The sequence below is a fragment of the Paractinoplanes atraurantiacus genome (genome assembly GCF_900215205.1).
In the GTDB taxonomy this organism is placed as follows: Bacteria; Actinomycetota; Actinomycetes; order Mycobacteriales; family Micromonosporaceae; genus Actinoplanes; species Actinoplanes atraurantiacus.
Genome location: NZ_OBDY01000023.1, coordinates 57,651 through 75,092, shown reverse-complemented (window position 1 = coordinate 75,092; position 17,442 = coordinate 57,651). Strand labels below are relative to the sequence as shown.

Below are 17,442 nucleotides of genomic sequence, written 5' to 3'. Positions count from 1 at the left end.
GGTGTGCACGCCGAGACCACACTCCTTCTCATCCTCGGTGGCGTCGCGCTGATCGTCGTCGTCCGGTTGATCGCGGAGAAGACCGGCCTTCCGGCCGCCGCCCTCCTGACGATCGCCGGCATCACGTACGCGCTGCTGCCCGGGCCGAATCTAGAGCTCGAACCCGAGCTCGTGATGACCTATGTGATCCCGCCGTTGCTCTACAACGCGGCGCTTGATTCCTCATTGCTCGACATCCGCCGCCACATGCGCACCGTGATCAGTCTTTCGGTGCTGTTGGTGCTGGTCACGGCCCTGCTCATCGGCTGGGGCATCGACATGTGGGTCGGCGGCGCGACACTGGCCGCCGGTGTCGCGCTGGGCGCCGCGGTCGCCCCTCCCGATCCGGTGGCCGCGCTCGCGGTGGGCCGCCGGGCCGGCCTGCCGGGCAAGCTGATCACGCTGATCCAGGGCGAGGGCCTGCTCAACGACGCGACCGCCCTGACCATCCTCACGGTCGCGATCGCGGCCGCCAACGGCGGTCATTTCTCCGTGCCGTCGGCGATCGGCGAGTTCTTCCTGATGGCCATCGGCGGTGTGGTGGCCGGCGTCGTGGTCGCTTTCGTGATCCGGCAGCTGCGGCACATCCGGCAGGACCCGCTCACCGCGAACGCGATCTCGCTGGCCACCCCGCTCGCGGCGTACATCCTGGCCGAGTCCGTCCATGTCTCCGGTGTGCTGGCCGTGGTGATCGCCGGCCTGATCATCGGCCACGACTCGCCGCGCTACAGCGGGGCGGCCAGCCGCCTGCAGACCAGCGCGGTCTGGCGGCTCGTCGACTTCCTGCTCGAGGGCATCGTCTTCCTGCTGATCGGTCAGCAGCTGCCGACCGTGGTCGACGAGCTCAGCAACTACTCCATGTCCACGATCATCATCGCGGTGTCGGTGACGGTCGGCGTGACGCTGATCCTGCGCCCCTTGTGGCTGATTTTGACCCAGCTGCTGCCGCGGTCGCTGCACGCCCGGCTGGGCGGGGAGGACTTCGAGGGCCCGCGCAGCGAGCAGGCTCTGACCGGCCGCGAGGTGACCGCGCTGAGCTGGGCCGGCACCCGCGGCGTGATCAGCCTGGCCGCCATCTTCACGCTGCCCGCCTCGGTGCCCAACCGCGAGCTGCTGCACTTCTGCGCCTTTGTGGTGGTGCTGGTGACGCTGCTCGGCCAGGGTCTGACCTTTGCCCCTCTCGTCCGGATGCTCGGCTTGCGGGCCAACCACGCCGACGACGCCCGGGAGCGCAACGAGGCCCGGTCGGCCGCCGTGCGGGCCGCCCTGGACCGGCTCGAGAACATCCAGGAGGAGCAGCACGACCACGTCGAGGACCGTGCCATCGAGAACATGCGCAAGCAGCTGGAGATCCGGCTCGAGCGCTACAGCAAGCGGCTCGACATGCTGGAGAACGCCGAGTCGGACGAGGTGCCGACCTCGCCGGAGTACGAGGCGGCGCTCATGGTCCGCCGCATGGTGATCGAGTCGCAGCGCGAGGAGCTGCTGCGATGGCGCGACGCGGGCAACCTGAACGACGAAAGTCTGCGGATCTTGGAGCGCGAGCTCGACCACGAGGAGCGTCTGCTTCCCGATAGACGCTAGTCGAGCTACACACGTGTGCAGTAACCTACACACGTGAGTAGCGACCTGACGGCACGGGCGCGCATCCGCGACGCCGCGATCGAGCTCTTCGCCGAGCGCGGCGTCGAGGCCGCCACCATCCGCGACATCGCGCAGGCGGCCGGAGTCTCCTCCGGCCTCCTGCGCCACCACTTCGGCTCCAAAGAGGGGCTGCGCGACGCCTGCGACGAATACGCGCTGAGCGAGCTCCTGCGGGTCAACGCCCACTTCACCGAGTTCCAGTCGCTCGACCGGCTGACCCCGAAGGTCCTGCTGCTCCAGCGCTACTTCATGCGCTCGACCATGGACGGCTCGCCGTCCGGCACCGCCATGTTCGACCGCATGATCGACTACGGCCAGGAGTGGCTGGCCCAGCAGCCCGATCTCAAGGTGACGGACCCGCGGGCGTTCATCGGCCTGCTCACCGTCATGAAGATGTCGATGTTCACCATGCGCGACCTTCTCTCCCGCGCCGTGGGCGGCGACGTCGCTTCCGTCGAGGGCTGGCTGCGCGTACTCAACGCGTCGCTCGATCTTTTCTCGCAACCCCTCATCACGCCCTCGCAGGCAGATCAGGCGCGGGCCCAGCTCGACAAGATCTTCGGGGAGGAACAGTCATGACCGACGCCATCGACGTCACGGGGCTGGTCAAACGGTTCGGCCAGGTCGCCGCCCTCGACGGGCTCGACCTGCACGTGCGCACCGGCGAGGTGCACGGGTTCCTCGGGCCGAACGGCGCCGGCAAGACCACCACCATCCGCGTCCTGCTCGGCCTCATGCGGCACGACGGCGGCAGCGCGCGCCTGCTCGGCGACGATCCCTGGGCCTCCGCCACCGAACTGCACAAACGCCTGGCGTACGTCCCCGGTGATGTCACCCTCTGGCCGAATCTGACCGGCGGCGAGGTCATCGACCTGCTCGGCCGGCTGCGCGGCGGCCTCGACCCGAAACGCCGCGCGGAACTGCTCGAGCGCTTCGAGCTCGACCCGCGCAAGAAAGGCCGCACCTACTCAAAGGGCAACCGGCAGAAGGTCGCCCTGGTCGCGGCGCTCGCCTCCGACGTCGAACTGCTCATCCTCGACGAGCCGACCTCCGGCCTCGACCCCCTGATGGAGGAGGTCTTCAGCGAGGTCATTCTGGAGGAGAAAAGGCGAGGTGACCGTACGGTCCTGCTCTCCAGCCACATCCTGGCCGAGGTCGAGAAGCTCTGCGACCGGCTGACGATCATCCGTGACGGCCGCACCGTCGAGACCGGCACCCTGACCGACCTGCGCCACCTCACCCGCACCACGATCCAGGCCGACCTGGCCGGCCCCCCGGACGGCCTGGCCTCCCTGGCCGGCGTCCACGACTTCCAGATCGACAATGGACGCGTACGCTTCGACGTCGACACCGACGCACTGTCGCCGGCCCTGCAAACCCTGGTCAAGGTCGGGGTGACGTCGCTGGTCAGTCAGCCGCCGTCACTGGAGGAGCTGTTCCTCCGCCAGTACTCGCGGCCCGAGTCGTGACCGGCGCCGGCCGGCTGATCCGGCTCATCCTCCGCCGCGACCGCGTCCTCATGCCCCTGTGGGTGGTCCTGCTCGGCCTGATCCCGGCCGGATACGTGACGTCCTTCGAAAGCCTCTTCCCGACCGCGGCGGACCGCCTCGAATACGCGACGGTCAGCGGCTCCAACGCCGGCTTCGTCGGCCTCTACGGGCTGATCGACGGCTCGTCGCTGGGCGAGATAGTGGCCTGGCGCTCCGGCTTCCTCCCGATCATGGTGGCGCTCTTCGCAGCCCTCACCATCATCCGGCACACTCGCGCCGACGAGGAATCCGGCCGTACGGAACTGGTCGCCGCCGGCGCCGTCGGACGGCACGCCCAGCTCGCGGCCGCCCTGATCACCACCGGCGTGGCCAGCCTGGCGCTGGGCGCGATCCTGACCGCGGCCATGCTCGGCCAGGGCCTGCCGGCCGAAGGCTCGGTGCTGTTCGGCCTCGAACTCGCGCTCAGCGGCTGCGCCTTCGCCGCCGTCGGCGCCATCGCCGCCCAACTCACCGCGAGCGCGCGCAGTGCGCGGACCATCGCGGTGGTCGCACTCGGCGCTGCCTACGCGCTGCGCGTGGCCGGCGACGTCTCGGCCCTCGGCGACGGAGCAGTGTCGTGGCTGAGCTGGCTCTCCCCCATCGGCTGGGCGACACACATCTTCCCGTGGGGCACGAACAACTGGTGGCCCGTGCTGCTGTCGGCCCTGTTCACGGTGCTGGCCGCCGGGCTGTCCGCGGTCCTGCTGACCCGCCGCGACTTCGGCGGCGGCCTGCTGCCGGCCCGGCTCGGCCCGGCCACGTCACACATGGGCACGCCGCTGGCCCTGGCCTGGCGCCTGCACCGCGGCCTGCTGATCGGCTGGACCATCGGGTTCGCCCTGCTCGGCCTGATCTTCGGCGGGGTCGGCGGCAGCGTCGTCTCCCTCATCGAGGACAACCAGAACCTGGGCGACATCTTCGCCCGCCTGGGCGGCGCCTCGAGCCTGGTCGACAACTACTTCGCGGGCACGGCCGGCATAGTCGGCCTGATCGCCTCCTGCTACGCGGTGCAGGCCGCCCTGCGCCTGCGCGACGAGGAACAGTCAGGCCACGCCGAGCCGATCCTGGCCACAGCGGTGTCCCGCTACGCGTGGGCCGGCTCCCACCTGCTGTTCTCCCTGCTCGGCCCGGCGGTGGCCCTGCTGGCGGAGGGCGTGGTGGCCGGCCTGACCTACACCGAGGGCGACCTGGGCGCCATCGTGACAAGCACCCTGGTGCAGCTGCCCGCGGTGTGGGTCCTGGCCGCCGTGGCGGTCCTCCTCTTCGGACTGTTACCCCGCCTGTCGGCGGCGGCGTGGGGCGCGCCCGCCTTGTGCCTGCTGATCCTGCTGGTGGGCCAGACCCTCCAACTCGACCAGTGGCTACTCGACATCTCCCCCTTCACCCACATCCCCCACCTGCCCGGCGGCACCGTCGCGGCAACCCCACTGATAATGCTGCTGGCCGTGGCGGCCGTCCTGACCACACTCGGCTTGACCGCCCTCCGCCACCGAAACATCCCCGACTGAGCCACCGCCCCGCCGCGGCCCGTCGCAGTGCGGCCCGTCGCGGCGCAGTGCGGCCCGTCGCGGCGCAGTGCGGCCCGTCGCGGCGCAGTGCGGCCCGTCGCGGCGCAGTGCGGCCCGTCTTGGCACGGCGCGGCCCGTCCCGGCACGGCGCGGCGCGGCGCAGCGCGGCCCTGGTGCGGCCCGGCGCGGTGCGGTGCGGCCCGGCGCGGCGCGGCCCTGGTGCGGCCCGGCGCGGTGCGGTGCGGCCCGGCGCGGCGCGGCCCTGGTGCGGCCCGGCGCGGTGCGGTGCGGCCCTGGTGCGGCCCGGCGCGGCGCGGCGCGGCCCGGCGCGGCGCGGCCCCGGCGCGGCGCGGCCCTGGCGCGGCGCGGTGCGGTGCGGCCCTGGTGCGGTGCGGCCCGGCGCGGTGCGTCCCAGCGCGGCGCGGCCCCCGGTCCAGCGCGGTCCGGCGCGGTGCGGCGGCGCGCCACGGCGCGGTACGACCCGATACGGCCCGATACGGCCCGGTGCGTCGCGCCACGGCGCGGTGCGGCCCGGCGCGGTGCGGCCCGGCGCGGTGCGGCGCGGGTCCAGTGCGGCCCGGCGCGGCGCGGTTCAGTGCGGTCTGGCCCAGCGCGGTCTGCGCAGCCCTGCCTAACGCGGTCCGGCCCGGTGTGGCGCAGGGCTGTGCGGCCTGGGCACGGCGCGGTGCGGATGCGGCGCCGGGCGGTGCGGCCAGGGCCGGCGCGGGGCGGCGCCACCCGGACCCGGTGCGGGGCGGCGCGGTGCGGGACGGTGGCCCGGTACAGGGCGGGTGCGGATGCGGGCTGGGCGGTGGGGCCCAGGCCCGGTGCGGGGCGGCGGCGCGGGCTGGATTCGGCGCGGGGCGGCGGCGCGGGGTGGATTCGGCACGAGGAGGGGTGGATGCGGGGGCGGGGCTGACTACCTGCGGGTGGCCTGGCGGCGGCGGGCCTGGCGCTGGACCTTGGCCTCGACGCCGCAGCCGTCCATTGTGCACCAGCGGCGGCTGCGGTTCTTGCTGGTGTCGAGGAACAGGCCTATGCAGCCGGCCTCGGCGGCGCAGACCTTGACCCGGTTCAGGGGGCCCTGGGTGAGCAGGCGCACGGCGTCGACGGCGATCGGCCACCAGGCGCGATCGGGCTGGTCACCGGTGAATTCCCAAGTGAACGAGCCCTCCGGGGCGGGACCGAGACGGGCCGAGGCGACCGCCTCGGCGTATCGCTGCCGCACCTCGTCGAGCGAGCCGGCCGGTGGGGTCTCGCCACGGCCGACCGCGGTGAAGACCTCGAAGATCGCCTCGCGCAGGTTCAGGGCCGTGCGCAGCGACGCCTCGGAGTCGTGCCGGCGGAGACGCGCGCTCGTGGGCGCGTCGATCAGGCCGGCGAACTCCGACCATCCGGCCAGGTCGACGTAGGTGTGCACGTACTCGGTCGGTTGTGCGGTCGCGCGGCCGTCGAGCGTGTTGGCGAAGTCGAGGCAGACAGCGCCGCCGAAGGGCTCCAGGAACCCGGATTCTGACATTGATTCCACCAAAACGTGTTTGACCCGCACCAGGCGCGGTACCTATGGTTCTAGTCAAACAACTTTAGCCCGCATCAATCGAAGGGAAGATCACGATGCAGGAACTCGCCCTTGCCGCACTCGCGGTCGACGCCGGCACCCGGCCCATGCTCTCGGCCCGCCCGGACAGCCCGGTGGTGCCGGAGCGGCCGCCCAACCGCGCCCGCGTGGCCACCGCCGCCGCGCTGCGCCGCCTCGCCACCCACCTCGACCACGACACCTCCCCGAAGCCGGCCCTCTCCGGCCACGCCGCCGCCTGAGAGCCGGGCCGGGATGCAGAGCCGGGCCGAGGCGCAGAGCCGGGCCAGGGTGCAGAGCCGGGCCAGGGTGCAGAGCCGGGCCAGGGTGCAGAGCCGGGCCAGGGTGCAGAGCCGGGCCGGGGTGCAGAGCCGGGCCGGGGTGCTCGTTCGGTGATTGCCCGGGGGTCCTACGGTGCCGCCCATGCCGATCCCCGCATTTGTCGTCGCGCTCCGCTCGAAGGTCGGGCATGACCCGCTGCCTCTGCCCGGGGTGATCGCTGTGGTGCTCGACCAAAGCGGCCGCGTGCTCCTGGTCCGCCGGTCGGACACGCACGACTGGGCCCTGACCACCGGATGCCTGGAACCGGGCGAGCAACCGGCCGCCGGCGCCGTTCGGGAGGTCCTCGAGGAGACCGGCGTCCGCGTCGAGGCCGAGCGGCTCCTCGCGGTCGAGGCGCTCGACCTGTCCGTGGCGCCCAACGGCGACCAGATCCACTGGCTGACCGTCGGCGTGCTGTGCCGCGCCGTGGGTGGTGAGGCCCGCGTCAACGACGACAAGTCCGTCGAGGTCGCCTGGTTCGAGCCGGCCGCCGTGCCGCCGCTGCCGCCGCACCAGGCGCGCTGCCTCGCCGCCGCCCTCGACCCCACCGCCGAGGCGTGGTTCGCCCGGTGACGTTCGGAACCGTTCGGAGGTGTTCGTGCTGCTGTCCGGACACCGGCCGGGCCGGTGCAATCGGATCATGCGACGGATTCTTCTCTCTCTGATGACGAGCGTCCTGGCCATCGCCGGGCTCGTGATTCCCACCGCCGGCCCGGCCATGGCGGCCGACTGGCGCCTGCTCGAGCACGTCTGCAAGGTGGTCGGGAGTGACTCGCTCGGCAACCAAGGTGTGCACTGCATCGACATCTACGACCTTCCGTTCGGCGAGGGTTGGAAGGCCGAGAACTCGATCTACTGCCAGAAGGCGGACCGCACCCTGCTGAACTGCCGGGGCATCAAGGAGACGCCGGGCATCTGCACCTCCGGGAAGGCCTGCCGTTACGGGGCCAAGGGCGTCTGCGGCACGTGGTACGGGCACAGCGCCTGCGGCGTCCGCAAGGTCAGGAACACTGCGCCGGTCGAGGAGTACAACCACCCGTGCGGCTCCTATCGCTGGGGCATCACCGTGGACACCACGATCGTGCTTCCGGACTCGCTGAAGGAGGTCGGCGGCGTCGGCACCAGCCTGCGTACCAGTCAATGGAGTGGTTGCTGACCTACCAGGGGACGGGCCCCTCGTCGGAGACGAACGCGGCCGTCGGCGGGCCGTCCATCGTGGCCAGCCGGATCGCGATGGCGGCGCCGTCGGCGGCGGTGCGTTCCAGCGAGAGGCCCAGGTCTTTGGCGAAGTCGGTGCCGCAGGCGCCGGGGGCCGTGGCGTTGATCGACATGCCGGGGAAGGCCTTGGCGTACTGGACGGTGAGCATGTTCAGGGCCGCCTTCGACGCCGGGTAGCCGAGCGGGGTGCCGCGGGCCGCGAAGTTGTGCGCGGGGTCGGTGTTCCAGTGCAGCGAGGCCGTGCCGCTGGAGACGTTGATGATCCGGGGGTCGGCCGACTTGCGGAGCAGCGGCAGGAAGGCCTCGGTGACCCGGATGACGCCGAACAGGTTGGTCTCGTAGACGGCCCGGATCACCGCGAGGTCGGCCTCGCCCGGCGTCTGGCCGTCCCGGCCGCCGGAGATGCCGGCGTTGTTGACCAGGATGTCGAGGCGGTCGCAGCGGGACGCGAACGCGGCGACCGAGGTGTCGTCGGTGACGTCGAGGTCGGCCCGGGTGGCCGCGATGACGGTCATGCCGCGGGCGGCGAGCCCTTCCGCGATGGCGGCGCCGATTCCCCGGCCGGCGCCCGTGACCAGGGCGATCTTTGTTTCTGACATGCACCCATCCGACCACCGGACGGCCTTTCACCCCAAGATTGATTGAGTACGGAGGCGATACCCTCCGGGTATGGAGGACGTGGAGACTCGGGAGTTGCGGTACTTCGTCGCCGTGGCCGAGGAGCTGCACTTCGGGCGGGCCGCGGACCGTCTGGGCATCGCGCAGCCGCCGCTCTCCCGGGCGATCCGGCGGCTCGAGCATCGCCTGGGCGTCGAGCTTCTCGAGCGTACGAGTCATGGCAGCCGACTGACCCCGGCCGGCGAGGTGTTGCTGGCCGAGGGCCGGACCGCCCTCGACGCGGTGGCCGCCGCGGCCCGGCGGGCGCAGCGGGCCGGTCCGAAGGCGTGCCTCGTGCTGGCGATGAAGCCGGGTGGTGACGCCGGGCTCCTGCCGGCGATCCTGGCCGCGTACGAGCAAAGCCCTGATGCCTTGCCTGTCGAATTCGCCTTCTCGATCGGCGACCGTGGGGCGATGCTGCGCGACGGCCGGGCCGATGTCGGGCTGCTGCATCACCCGCAGAACGACCTGAGCGGCCTGGCCACCGAGGAGCTGGTGGTGGAGCGGCGGGTGGTCGCGCTGGCCGAGAGTCACCCGCTGGCCGCGTGCGACGAGCTGCGCATGGCCGATCTGTCCGCCGAGGAGATTCCGCGGTTCCCCGAAGCCGCGCGCCCGGGGACGGGGCCGCTGGTCGGTGACGTGGGCGAGCTGATGCAGCTGGTGGCTCTGGGCCGGGCGGTCGCGCTGGTCAGTGAGTCGGCGGCGCTGCGGCCGCACCGGGGCGTCGTCTATCGGCCGGTGCTCGACGCGACGCCGGCCACGCTGGTCGTGGCGTGGGCCGAGAGCAGCCGTTCGCGGGAGGTGGCGGCCTTCGTCACCGCGGCCCGGCGGGCAGCCTCTGAAGAAGCGAGCGGTACCAGCTGACGCCGGCCAGGTAGGCGTCGACGGTGATGTGCTCGTCGTACGAGTGGATCGCCTCGCGCTGCTTCTTGGTCATCTCGAACGGCGTGAACCGGTACACCCGCTCGCAGATGGCGGTGAAGCGCCTGGCGTCGGTCGCGGCCATCATGACGTACGGCGCCGGAACCGCTTTGGGGAAATGCGACACCGTGACCGCCTCGATGAGCTGGAACGCGTCGTCCAGGGGCGACGGCGGTGACGGCTCACCGTCGTGGACCACGCGGATCGTCACCTTCTTGTCGCGGATCACCTTGCGGACGTGGGCGATCGCGCTCGCCATGGTGTCGCCGACCAGGATGCGGATGTTGACGCCGGCGGTCGCGTTCGACGCCACGACGTTCAGGGCCGGTGAGCCGCTGAGCGTGGTGATCGCGAAGGTGGTCCGTACCATCGCCGCCGCCTCCGGCCCCGCGGCCAGCAGGAGCCGGGTCAGCACGGGACGGGAGCGGACGGCGCCGCGCAGGGCGAGACCGATCGGTCCGGTGGCGTGCGCGGAGGCGCGGCGCAGGAACTCGACCACCACGTCCGGCGTGGTGGCCGGCATCGGCGAACGGTCGAGCCGGGTGACGGCCCGGGCCAGGCGCACGGTCGGCCCCATCGGGGCCGGCGTGGACGCGTGCCCGCCGCGGCCGTCGACGCTCAGCTCGATCGAGGCGACGCCTTTCTCGGTGACGCCGATGGCGGCGACCGGCACCGGCACACCCGGCAGCACGTCGTGGGCGACCGCGCCGCCCTCGTCGAGCACGAACCACGGCTCGACGCCGCGCCTGCGCAGCTCGTCGACCGCGAGCTGGGCGGCGACGCCGGCCACCTCCTCGTCGCAGCCGAAGGACAGCCACACGTCCTGGGCCGGGGTGTGCCCGCCGGCCAGCAGGTCTTCCACGGCCTGGCAGATGGCGGTCAGGCTGGCCTTGCAGTCGAGGGTGCCGCGGCCCCAGATGACCCCGTCCTCGACGACGGCTTCGAACGGCGGATGGGTCCACTCGCCCTCGACCGGCACCACGTCGATGTGCGCCATGAGCACGACCGGCCGCTCGGCGGACACGCCGGGCCAGTGGAAGAGCAGGCCGTGGGTGCCGATCCGGGTCAGTTCCAGCTTCTCGTGCAGCAGGGGGAAGTGCCGGCGCAGCGCCGCGTGGAAGTCGTCGAACGCGCCGGAATCCCACTCCGCGGCCTCGCGGGTCGAGACGGTCGGGATGCGGAGCAGGTCGCGGAACGCCTCGAGCTGGCTCATCGCGTCATCATCTCAGCCGACGTGCACGTGGGGCCGCCGGTTGCGGTCGTGCTCGGCCCGGCGCAGCATCTCGCGGGTCACCGGCGCCACCTCGCCCTGACCGAAGGCCAGATAGCGCACGAAGTTGGCGACCGGGTTGCCCTCGGTCCACTCGAAGTAGATGTGCGGCCGGCGGCCGGTGGTGTCCCTGATCCAGAGCAGCAGGGCGGCCAGCGCGCTCGGCACCGAGGAGCTGGTCACCCGCATCACCTTGTAGCGGTGGTGCAGCAGCTCGCCGGTCACCCGCAGCTCGGTCTCGAAGTCGGAGGCGTCCTTGACCGTCACCTCGACGAAGATGACGTCCCGGTCGTCGGCCATGTCGTTGTCGGCCAGGATCTGCGCGATCTTGTCGCTGTACTCGCGGCTGTCCCGGCGGCCGGGCTCGTTGGCGATCAGCCGGATCTGCCGGCGCCGGCAGTCGGCCAGGAAGCCCAGCGCCGTCTCGTCGGCCGAGATGTCGGTGACCCGCAGGTCGAACGCCCGGAACAGCCGGGACAGGAACGAGACGACCAGGATGGCGGCGATGAAACAGGCGGCGATCTTCACGCCGTCCGGCCGCTCCACGACGTTGGCGATGGTCGTGTAGACGAACAGCACCGCGATGACGCCGAAGGCGATCGTGCGGCCCTTCTGCCGGCGGCGACGCGCCGACAACGTGACCGCCACCGCGGCCGAGGTGATCAGCACGAGCACGCCGGTGGCGTAGGCGCCGCCCTGCGCGTCCACGTCCGCGTCGAAGATCCAGGTGATCAGGAAGGCCGTGCCGGTGAAGACCAGGACCAGCGGCCGTACGGCACGAGCCCAGCCCGGTGCCATGCCGAAGCGCGGCAGATAGCGCGGCACGAGGTTGAGCAGCCCGGCCATGGCCGAGGCGCCGGCGAACCACAGGATGGCGATGGTCGACAGGTCGTACACAGTCCCGAAGGCATTGCCCAGGTTTTGATGCGCGAGGAAGGCGAGCGCCCGTCCGTTGGCCTCGCCGCCCGACTCGAACTCCGCCTGCGGGATGAGGACCGTGGTGACGACGCTGCTGGTCAACAGGAAGACGCTCATGATCACGGCGGCGGTGGTGAGCAGCCGCTTCGCGCCCCGGATGCGCCCCTGAAGGTCGCCCTTGATGTGCGGCATCACGGCCACGCCGGTCTCGAAACCGGACAGGCCGAGCGCCAGCTTCGGGAAGACCAGCAGCGCGATACCGACCACCACCACCGGATTGCCGTGCTGGGTGGTCAGCGCCGTGGTCCAGTCGGTCACCGCGTGCGGATGGGTCAGCACCTCCCACAGCCCGTCCGCGATCACCACCACGTTCAGCGCCAGATAGACGCCGACCAGGCCGACCGCGATCCCGATGGCCTCGGTGAAGCCCTTGAGGAAGACCGCGCCCAGCAAGGCCACCAACAGCAGGGTCACGATCACCTGATGGCCGTGCAGAGCTTCGGGGAGGTACGGGTTCTCGTCGACATGGGCGGTGGCGTCGGCGGCCGACAGGGTGATCGTGATGATGAAGTCGGTCGCCGCGAAACCGAGCAGCACGAGGACGAACAGCTTGCCCTTCCAGAACGACAGCAGCTTCATCAGCATCGCGATGGAGCCCTCACCGTTCGGGCTGTCGGCCGCCACCCGGCGGTAGATCGGCAGCGCGCCGAGCAGCGTGACCAGCACCAGCACCAGCGTCGCGACCGGCGACAGCACGCCGGCGGCCAGCGCCGCGATGCCCGGTTGGTAGCCGAGCGTGGAGAAATAGTCCACGCCGGTCAGGCACATCACCTTCCACCACGAGTGCGGCTTCTCGTCCGGATCGGCCGGTTCGCCGTGCGGGCCTTCGTGGTGCTTCGCGGTGTCGTTCAATCCGGAAAGCATCCAGTCCCGGAACCCCGTGGTCGTCACCCGCGAAATGGTTCCACCGGGCGAGGAGCACCTCCCACGATCGGGCGTTAACATCGCGTCAAAATGCGGCGCGCATCCTTCGGGGCGTGCCGTCCGTTAGCTCGGCGTGCGTCTGTCCCTCGTCGCCGGCTGCGCCCTGGTGCTGGGCCTCGCCGCGGTCATGCCCGCCGCCGCGTCGACGGCCGGCCCGGCCGCCGTCGCCGTCCGCTACACCTTCGACGGCCCGTCGCCGCTGGCCGAGGCGTCGGGCCGCGGCCTCGACCTGAGCCCGGTCAGCCGGTACGGCGGCGCCTTCACCACGGTCGCCCACAACGGCGGCCGGGCTCTGGCCTTCCCGCCGCCGTGCAAGAACGAGCCGTGCCCCCGGATCGCCCTGCGCGCGGTGGCGACGGAGCTCAACCCGGGCCGCCGCCAGATCCGCTACGGCGCCGCGGTCCGCCTGGCCGCCGACGAGACCACCAAGGGCGAGAACGTGCTCCAGAAGGGCTATTCGGCCCGGGGCAGCCAGTACAAGCTCCAGATCGACGGCCTGGCCGGCCGCCCCAGCTGCGTCTTCGTCGACGACAGCGATCCGCTGATCCACACCGCGGTCAGCTCGGTGGGCGTGGCCGACAACCGCTGGCACACCCTCGAGTGCCGCCGCTCCGGCCCGCACGTGACGATCCTGGTCGACGGCGTCCCCCGGGGCCGGACCACGATCCCGGCCGGCTTGTCGGTCCACAACCGACTCCCGTTCAGCATCGGCGGCAAGGGCTCCTTCGCCGACAACGACCAGTTCCAGGGCATTCTCGACGAGGTGTGGGTCGAGATAGGTTGAGCCGTGGGAGGCCGCCATGGAGCTCGAGGAGCAGTTGTTCGCGTTGTGGCGCGTGCCGCCGCGGGAGCACGGTGACGCCCTGGCCGCGTTCCGGCGGGTCTACACCGATCCGGTGACCATCAACGGCACGCCGATGCCGGTCGCCGACCTCGTCGCCCGCGCGGAGGCGCTGCACACCGCCTTCACCGACCACGACATCGAGGTGGTCGACCGGGTGGCGGCCCCCGGCAAGCTGACCGTGGCCTTCCGCCACCGGGCCCGGCACACCGGCGTCTGGGCCACCCCGCTGGGCGAGCTGCCACCGACCGGCCGCGAGGTCGACGGCCTGGGCATCGACGTCCTGACCGTCACCGGGGACGGCCGCGTCGCCGCCATCTGGGTCCTGGCCGACGAGCTCCAGCGCATCCTCCAGATCCGCCCCGCCTGAATGTAACCGGATCGCGGGGAGCGGTGTGTCTTCAAGTGTGCAAGAAAGCAGGGACAGCGCCGACTTCGACGCCTTCTACGTAGCCACGGTTCGCCGGGTCGTGCTCTATCTGTACGCGGCCGGCGGTGATCGTGGCGACGCCCAGGACATCGCGCAGGAGGCCTTCGCCCGGGCCTGGCAGCACTGGCCCAAGGTGTCCGGCTACGAGGACCCCGAAGGCTGGGTGCGGACGGTCGCCTGGCGCCTGATGGTCAACCGGTGGCGTGGCCTGCGGCGATGGCTGGCCGCACGGGCCCGGCTGGGCCCGCCGGAGGAGGCGGTCGGCGGGCCGTCACCCGACCGGGTGGCCGTCATCGACGCGCTGCAACAGCTGCCGGCGCCGCAACGCCAGGCCGTCACCTTGCACTACCTGCTGGACATGCCGGTCCAGGAGATCGCCGCGACCACCGGCGTCCCGGCGGGGACGGTCAAGGTGCGGCTCTCCCGGGCCCGGGCCACCCTCGGCCGCCTTCTCGACGACCACGATCAGGAGATCAGCGATGCCCCGTTCGGTGCATGACCGACTTCACGACCTCGAGATTGACGTACGCGATCTCAAGCCCCTCCCCGCCGCCGAGATCCGGGCCCGCGGCCGCACCCGGAGCCGCCGCCAGAAGGCCGCCGTGGCCGCGGCCGCCGCCGCGGTGGTGGCGGCCACCGCGGGCATCACCCTCGGCTGGCCCCGCCAGCAGCTTCCGGCCCCGGTCGCCGACCGTCCCACAACCCCCGGCCTCACCTGCGACCTGTCCCTACCGAGCAACCCGGCCGACGTCCAGGTCCGGGTCGTCGACGGCGGCGCCGCCTCGACCCGGCTGGCGACGGCGGCCGCCCAGCTCCGAGCCCGCACTTTCACCGTGCTCGACGGCACCACCGGCCCCCGCCCCACCACACCGGCCACCCTCGTCTACGGCCCCGCCTCGATCGGTTCGGCCGCCGTGCTGCGAGCGATGGTCTACGGCGCCACCACGCTGCAATTCGACCCGAACCGCCCCGGCGAGACCATCGACCTGATCCTTGGCCCTTCCTTCACCCGCCTGGCCACCACCACCGAGATGAACCAGAACCTCGCCACCGCCGGCGAGCCCACCGCACCCCCGGAGTGCGCCGGCCGCTGAGTCCTACCGGGTCAATCCGGAATGATCGAGGCCGGGATCTTCCCGTTACGCCGGGCGTCGACCGCCGGGATCACGGACGCGCCGGTCTTCTCGACCCCGAGCTGAAGATCGAGAAGGTGATCCTGTGCGTTCCGAGCCGCGTCCAAGGCAGCCCGGATCAGCTCATGCCGGAACTGTCCCCGGGCAGCCGGCTGGCTCTCCTCGTCGAAGCGCTCGGCCAGCCACTCGGCGTGCAGCAGATAGCAGTGCACGAGCGGCTGGCCGTAGTAGTAGCTCATCTGCTTCGACGTCATCTGGAAGGGCCGCAGGAAGACGACACTGAGAAAGCTGCTCAGTCCGGCGCCGACGGCCGTCAGCACGCCCGCCGTGATCTGGCCCGCGAGCCCGTCGACGGACAGTGCGGTGGTCGCGCCGACCAGGAGCACGAGCAGTCCGGCGGTCGCGGCACCGAGGCAGGCCAGGTAGGACGTCCGCGACTGGGTGATGGCCACGGCGACGAACCGGTCCATCAGCCGGAAATTGAAGGTGATCAACTCGCCGAGCGCCGGATCTTGAATTGATTTGGCGATGTGTGCCAGCTCCCGGCATTCACGCTCAGTCGGATCACGGACGGGCCGTGATCGGGGTCGCAGGTGACCGGGCTCTCCTGAACGCGTCGGGGCTGGATGCGTGGGGGTAGTCGGAGGCATCGACCTAGCAGGGGGGACCCCGACATGACCGCCACCGTTACTGAGCCGCCGGGTGTGGATCTCACGCACCGGCAGGTGTTGCAGGTGCTCGGCGGGCTCATGCTCGGGCTTCTGCTGGCCTCGCTGGACCAGACGATCGTGGCCTCGGCCATCCGGACCATCGGGGACGACCTGCACGGGCTCAGTGCTCAGGCCTGGGTCACCACGGCCTATCTGATCACTTCGACGATCTCGACTCCGTTGTACGGCAAGTTGTCTGACATCTACGGGCGCAAGCGGTTCTTCCTGGCCGCCATCACGATCTTCGTGATCGGGTCGGCGGCCTGTTCGTTCGCGCAGTCGATGTACGAGCTCGCCGCTTACCGGGCATTCCAGGGGCTCGGCGCCGGCGGCTTGTTCTCTCTCGCCCTCGCCATCATCGGTGACATCGTGCCGGCCCGGGAACGCGCCCGCTACCAGGGCTACTTCCTCGCCGTGTTCGGCACGTCGAGTGTGCTCGGGCCGGTCATCGGTGGCTTCTTCGCCGGGGCCGACCAGATTCTCGGCATCACCGGGTGGCGCTGGGTCTTCCTGGTCAACGTGCCGATCGGCATCGTGGCGCTGATCGTCGTGGCGAAGGTGTTGCGCCTTCAGCAGGAGCGGCGTGAGCACCGCATCGACTGGTGGGGCGCGGCCTGGCTGTGTGTCGCCCTGGTGCCGCTGCTGACCATCGCCGAGCAGGGGCGCTCGTGGGGCTGGGACTCGGGCCGGGCGTTGATCTGCTACGGGATCGGTGTGGCCGGCCTGCTGCTGTTCGTGCTGGCCGAGTGGCGGATGGGTGAGGACGCGCTGATCCCGCTGCGGTTCTTCCGCAACCGGACCTTCAGCCTGACCGCGGCCGGCGGCTTCATCGTCGGCCTCGGCATGTTCGGTGGGCTGGCGGTGCTGCCGCTCTACCTCCAGATCGTGCAGGGCTCCTCGCCGACCGAGTCGGGCCTTCAGTTGTTGCCGCTGACGCTCGGGCTCATGGCCGGCTCGGTCATCTCGGGTCAGCTGATCAGCCGTACGGGGAAATACAAGATCTTCCCGATCCTCGGCAGTGTGTTCGCGGCGGCCGGGATGTGGCTGCTGCACACGGTCGGCGTGGACACGCCGTTCTGGCGCACCGGCGTCTTCATGGCCGTCCTGGGTCTGGGTCTCGGCCTGGTCCTGCAGCCGATCACGCTGGCCGTGCAGAACGCCATGTCGGCCCGCGAGATCGGGGTGGCGACCTCGTCGGCCACGTTCTTCCGGCAGATGGGTGCGACGGCCGGCACCGCGCTCTTCCTGTCACTGCTGTTCTCGACGGTGGGTCAGAACATCGCGGACGCCGTACGGGCGGCCGGCCCCACCTTCCAGCAGGCGCTCGCCGATCCGGCCAACAGTGCTGTGGCCGAGGCCCTGCGCGGCGGCGCCGACCTGAACGACACCTCGTTCCTGAACGGGCTGAGCGCCGTCGTCGCGTACCCGTTCAAGGCCGGCTTCTCCCAGTCGATGGACATGATCTTCCTGGCCGCGGCCGTGGTCATCGTGGCCGCTTTGGTGATCTTCGCCTTCCTGCCGCAGATCCCCTTGCGCACCCAGTCCGGCCTGGCCGCTCGCGCCGCCGAGGAAAAGGCCGAGGGACGGCACGCGGCGGAGTCCCACCCCGAGGGCCACCGGGTCGTCGTCGCCGAGCACGTGGGGAACCACGAGATAGGCGTCCACCGCGCCGTGCCCCGTCCGGAGCAGAGCTGACGACAAGACGCCAGGGCCGGCGTACGAAGCCGGCCCTGGCCCGTTCAT

The 17,442-nt window shown here is 71.4% G+C and carries 19 protein-coding genes; 14 read left to right on the top strand and 5 right to left on the bottom strand.

What is annotated here, in order from left to right; translation table 11 throughout:
• Nucleotides 1–3: 3 nt before the first annotated feature.
• Genes CRP55_RS36700 through CRP55_RS36685 form a run of 4 tightly spaced genes read left to right on the top strand, consistent with a single transcriptional unit; the run spans nt 4 to nt 4,720 of the window.
• Nucleotides 4–1,623, top strand: a complete 1,620-nt coding sequence (locus CRP55_RS36700) for a Na+/H+ antiporter (protein ID WP_438865838.1) — start codon at nt 4–6, stop codon at nt 1,621–1,623.
• A 33-nt stretch (nt 1,624–1,656) separates the two neighbouring features.
• The gene (locus CRP55_RS55845; protein WP_097326589.1) at nt 1,657–2,262 is read left to right on the top strand and encodes a TetR/AcrR family transcriptional regulator; all 606 of its coding nucleotides are present in this window, start codon (nt 1,657–1,659) and stop codon (nt 2,260–2,262) included.
• Nucleotides 2,259–3,152, top strand: a complete 894-nt coding sequence (locus CRP55_RS36690; protein ID WP_097326588.1) for an ABC transporter ATP-binding protein — start codon at nt 2,259–2,261, stop codon at nt 3,150–3,152. The genes CRP55_RS55845 and CRP55_RS36690 overlap by 4 nt, the downstream gene beginning before the upstream one ends.
• Nucleotides 3,149–4,720 (top strand): ABC transporter permease, encoded by a 1,572-nt coding sequence (locus CRP55_RS36685; protein WP_097326587.1) that lies wholly within the window; start codon nt 3,149–3,151, stop codon nt 4,718–4,720. Before CRP55_RS36690 ends, CRP55_RS36685 begins: the two co-directional genes overlap by 4 nt.
• Nucleotides 4,721–5,639: 919 nt before the next feature.
• On the opposite strand, the gene CRP55_RS36680 is transcribed toward CRP55_RS36685, so the two are convergent.
• Nucleotides 5,640–6,239, bottom strand: coding sequence for a CGNR zinc finger domain-containing protein (locus tag CRP55_RS36680; protein WP_097326586.1), 600 nt, complete (start codon nt 6,237–6,239; stop codon nt 5,640–5,642).
• Nucleotides 6,240–6,334: 95 nt separating this feature from the next.
• Here CRP55_RS36680 and CRP55_RS53475 point away from each other — a divergent pair, with 95 nt between their 5' ends.
• The 4 genes from CRP55_RS53475 to CRP55_RS36660 all read left to right on the top strand — a co-directional run bounded on the left by CRP55_RS53475 (nt 6,335) and on the right by CRP55_RS36660 (nt 7,773).
• Nucleotides 6,335–6,538, top strand: a complete 204-nt coding sequence (locus CRP55_RS53475) for a hypothetical protein (protein WP_097326585.1) — start codon at nt 6,335–6,337, stop codon at nt 6,536–6,538.
• A 13-nt stretch (nt 6,539–6,551) separates the two neighbouring features.
• Nucleotides 6,552–6,692 carry a hypothetical protein gene (locus CRP55_RS53470; RefSeq protein ID WP_179855482.1) on the top strand — a complete coding sequence of 47 codons (141 nt, stop codon included), beginning with the start codon at nt 6,552–6,554 and terminating at the stop codon, nt 6,690–6,692.
• Nucleotides 6,693–6,719: 27 nt separating this feature from the next.
• Nucleotides 6,720–7,190, top strand: a complete 471-nt coding sequence (locus CRP55_RS36665) for an NUDIX hydrolase (RefSeq protein WP_097326584.1) — start codon at nt 6,720–6,722, stop codon at nt 7,188–7,190.
• Between the two features lie 67 nt (nt 7,191–7,257).
• A complete protein-coding gene (locus CRP55_RS36660) occupies nt 7,258–7,773 on the top strand; it encodes a hypothetical protein (protein WP_143235178.1) in 516 nt (171 codons plus the stop codon).
• Between the two features lies 1 nt (nt 7,774).
• Here CRP55_RS36660 and CRP55_RS36655 read toward each other — a convergent pair whose 3' ends face one another.
• Nucleotides 7,775–8,434 (bottom strand): SDR family NAD(P)-dependent oxidoreductase, encoded by a 660-nt coding sequence (locus CRP55_RS36655; RefSeq protein ID WP_097326582.1) that lies wholly within the window; start codon nt 8,432–8,434, stop codon nt 7,775–7,777.
• A gap of 70 nt (nt 8,435–8,504) precedes the next feature.
• On the opposite strand from CRP55_RS36655, the gene CRP55_RS36650 reads away from it, so the two are divergent.
• On the top strand, nt 8,505–9,356 hold the full coding sequence (locus tag CRP55_RS36650) for a LysR family transcriptional regulator (RefSeq protein ID WP_179855481.1): 852 nt from the start codon (nt 8,505–8,507) through the stop codon (nt 9,354–9,356).
• Here the strand turns inward: CRP55_RS36650 and CRP55_RS36645 are convergent.
• Complete coding sequence (locus tag CRP55_RS36645) at nt 9,307–10,626, bottom strand: M20/M25/M40 family metallo-hydrolase (protein ID WP_097326581.1); 1,320 nt, start codon at nt 10,624–10,626, stop codon at nt 9,307–9,309. The genes CRP55_RS36650 and CRP55_RS36645 overlap by 50 nt on opposite strands.
• A 12-nt stretch (nt 10,627–10,638) precedes the next feature.
• Nucleotides 10,639–12,525 (bottom strand): APC family permease, encoded by a 1,887-nt coding sequence (locus tag CRP55_RS36640; RefSeq protein WP_218854801.1) that lies wholly within the window; start codon nt 12,523–12,525, stop codon nt 10,639–10,641.
• A 133-nt stretch (nt 12,526–12,658) separates the two neighbouring features.
• Between CRP55_RS36640 and CRP55_RS36635 the strand changes: the two genes are divergently transcribed.
• The 4 genes from CRP55_RS36635 to CRP55_RS36620 are packed head-to-tail and all read left to right on the top strand — an operon-like array spanning nt 12,659 to nt 14,950.
• The gene (locus CRP55_RS36635; protein ID WP_097326579.1) at nt 12,659–13,369 is read left to right on the top strand and encodes a LamG-like jellyroll fold domain-containing protein; all 711 of its coding nucleotides are present in this window, start codon (nt 12,659–12,661) and stop codon (nt 13,367–13,369) included.
• A gap of 16 nt (nt 13,370–13,385) precedes the next feature.
• Complete coding sequence (locus CRP55_RS36630) at nt 13,386–13,796, top strand: ester cyclase (RefSeq protein WP_097326578.1); 411 nt, start codon at nt 13,386–13,388, stop codon at nt 13,794–13,796.
• 37 nt (nt 13,797–13,833) lie between these two features.
• Nucleotides 13,834–14,355: a SigE family RNA polymerase sigma factor gene (locus CRP55_RS36625; protein ID WP_097326577.1), complete on the top strand. Its 522-nt coding sequence runs from the start codon at nt 13,834–13,836 to the stop codon at nt 14,353–14,355.
• Entirely contained in the window at nt 14,348–14,950 is a 603-nt protein-coding gene (locus CRP55_RS36620; RefSeq protein ID WP_143235177.1) for a LytR C-terminal domain-containing protein, read from the top strand. The genes CRP55_RS36625 and CRP55_RS36620 overlap by 8 nt, the downstream gene beginning before the upstream one ends.
• A gap of 11 nt (nt 14,951–14,961) precedes the next feature.
• On the opposite strand, the gene CRP55_RS36615 is transcribed toward CRP55_RS36620, so the two are convergent.
• Nucleotides 14,962–15,459, bottom strand: coding sequence for a TRADD-N-associated membrane domain-containing protein (locus tag CRP55_RS36615; RefSeq protein WP_143235175.1), 498 nt, complete (start codon nt 15,457–15,459; stop codon nt 14,962–14,964).
• A gap of 204 nt (nt 15,460–15,663) precedes the next feature.
• On the opposite strand from CRP55_RS36615, the gene CRP55_RS36610 reads away from it, so the two are divergent.
• The gene (locus CRP55_RS36610; protein WP_097326574.1) at nt 15,664–17,394 is read left to right on the top strand and encodes an MDR family MFS transporter; all 1,731 of its coding nucleotides are present in this window, start codon (nt 15,664–15,666) and stop codon (nt 17,392–17,394) included.
• Nucleotides 17,395–17,442: the final 48 nt, after the last annotated feature.

Bases quoted from the DNA above. Each gene is read 5' to 3' on its own strand.
- CRP55_RS36610 (WP_097326574.1), top strand. From the start codon at position 15,664: ATGACCGCCACCGTTACTGAGCCGCCGGGTGTGGATCTCACGCACCGG.
- CRP55_RS36655 (WP_097326582.1), bottom strand. From the start codon at position 8,434: ATGTCAGAAACAAAGATCGCCCTGGTCACGGGCGCCGGCCGGGGAATC.
- CRP55_RS36680 (WP_097326586.1), bottom strand. From the start codon at position 6,239: ATGTCAGAATCCGGGTTCCTGGAGCCCTTCGGCGGCGCTGTCTGCCTC.
- CRP55_RS53470 (WP_179855482.1), top strand. From the start codon at position 6,552: ATGCAGAGCCGGGCCGAGGCGCAGAGCCGGGCCAGGGTGCAGAGCCGG.
- CRP55_RS53475 (WP_097326585.1), top strand. From the start codon at position 6,335: ATGCAGGAACTCGCCCTTGCCGCACTCGCGGTCGACGCCGGCACCCGG.
- CRP55_RS36630 (WP_097326578.1), top strand. From the start codon at position 13,386: ATGGAGCTCGAGGAGCAGTTGTTCGCGTTGTGGCGCGTGCCGCCGCGG.
- CRP55_RS36615 (WP_143235175.1), bottom strand. From the start codon at position 15,459: ATGGACCGGTTCGTCGCCGTGGCCATCACCCAGTCGCGGACGTCCTAC.
- CRP55_RS36665 (WP_097326584.1), top strand. From the start codon at position 6,720: ATGCCGATCCCCGCATTTGTCGTCGCGCTCCGCTCGAAGGTCGGGCAT.
- CRP55_RS36650 (WP_179855481.1), top strand. From the start codon at position 8,505: ATGGAGGACGTGGAGACTCGGGAGTTGCGGTACTTCGTCGCCGTGGCC.
- CRP55_RS36640 (WP_218854801.1), bottom strand. From the start codon at position 12,525: ATGCTTTCCGGATTGAACGACACCGCGAAGCACCACGAAGGCCCGCAC.
- CRP55_RS36660 (WP_143235178.1), top strand. From the start codon at position 7,258: ATGCGACGGATTCTTCTCTCTCTGATGACGAGCGTCCTGGCCATCGCC.
- CRP55_RS36690 (WP_097326588.1), top strand. From the start codon at position 2,259: ATGACCGACGCCATCGACGTCACGGGGCTGGTCAAACGGTTCGGCCAG.
- CRP55_RS36645 (WP_097326581.1), bottom strand. From the start codon at position 10,626: ATGAGCCAGCTCGAGGCGTTCCGCGACCTGCTCCGCATCCCGACCGTC.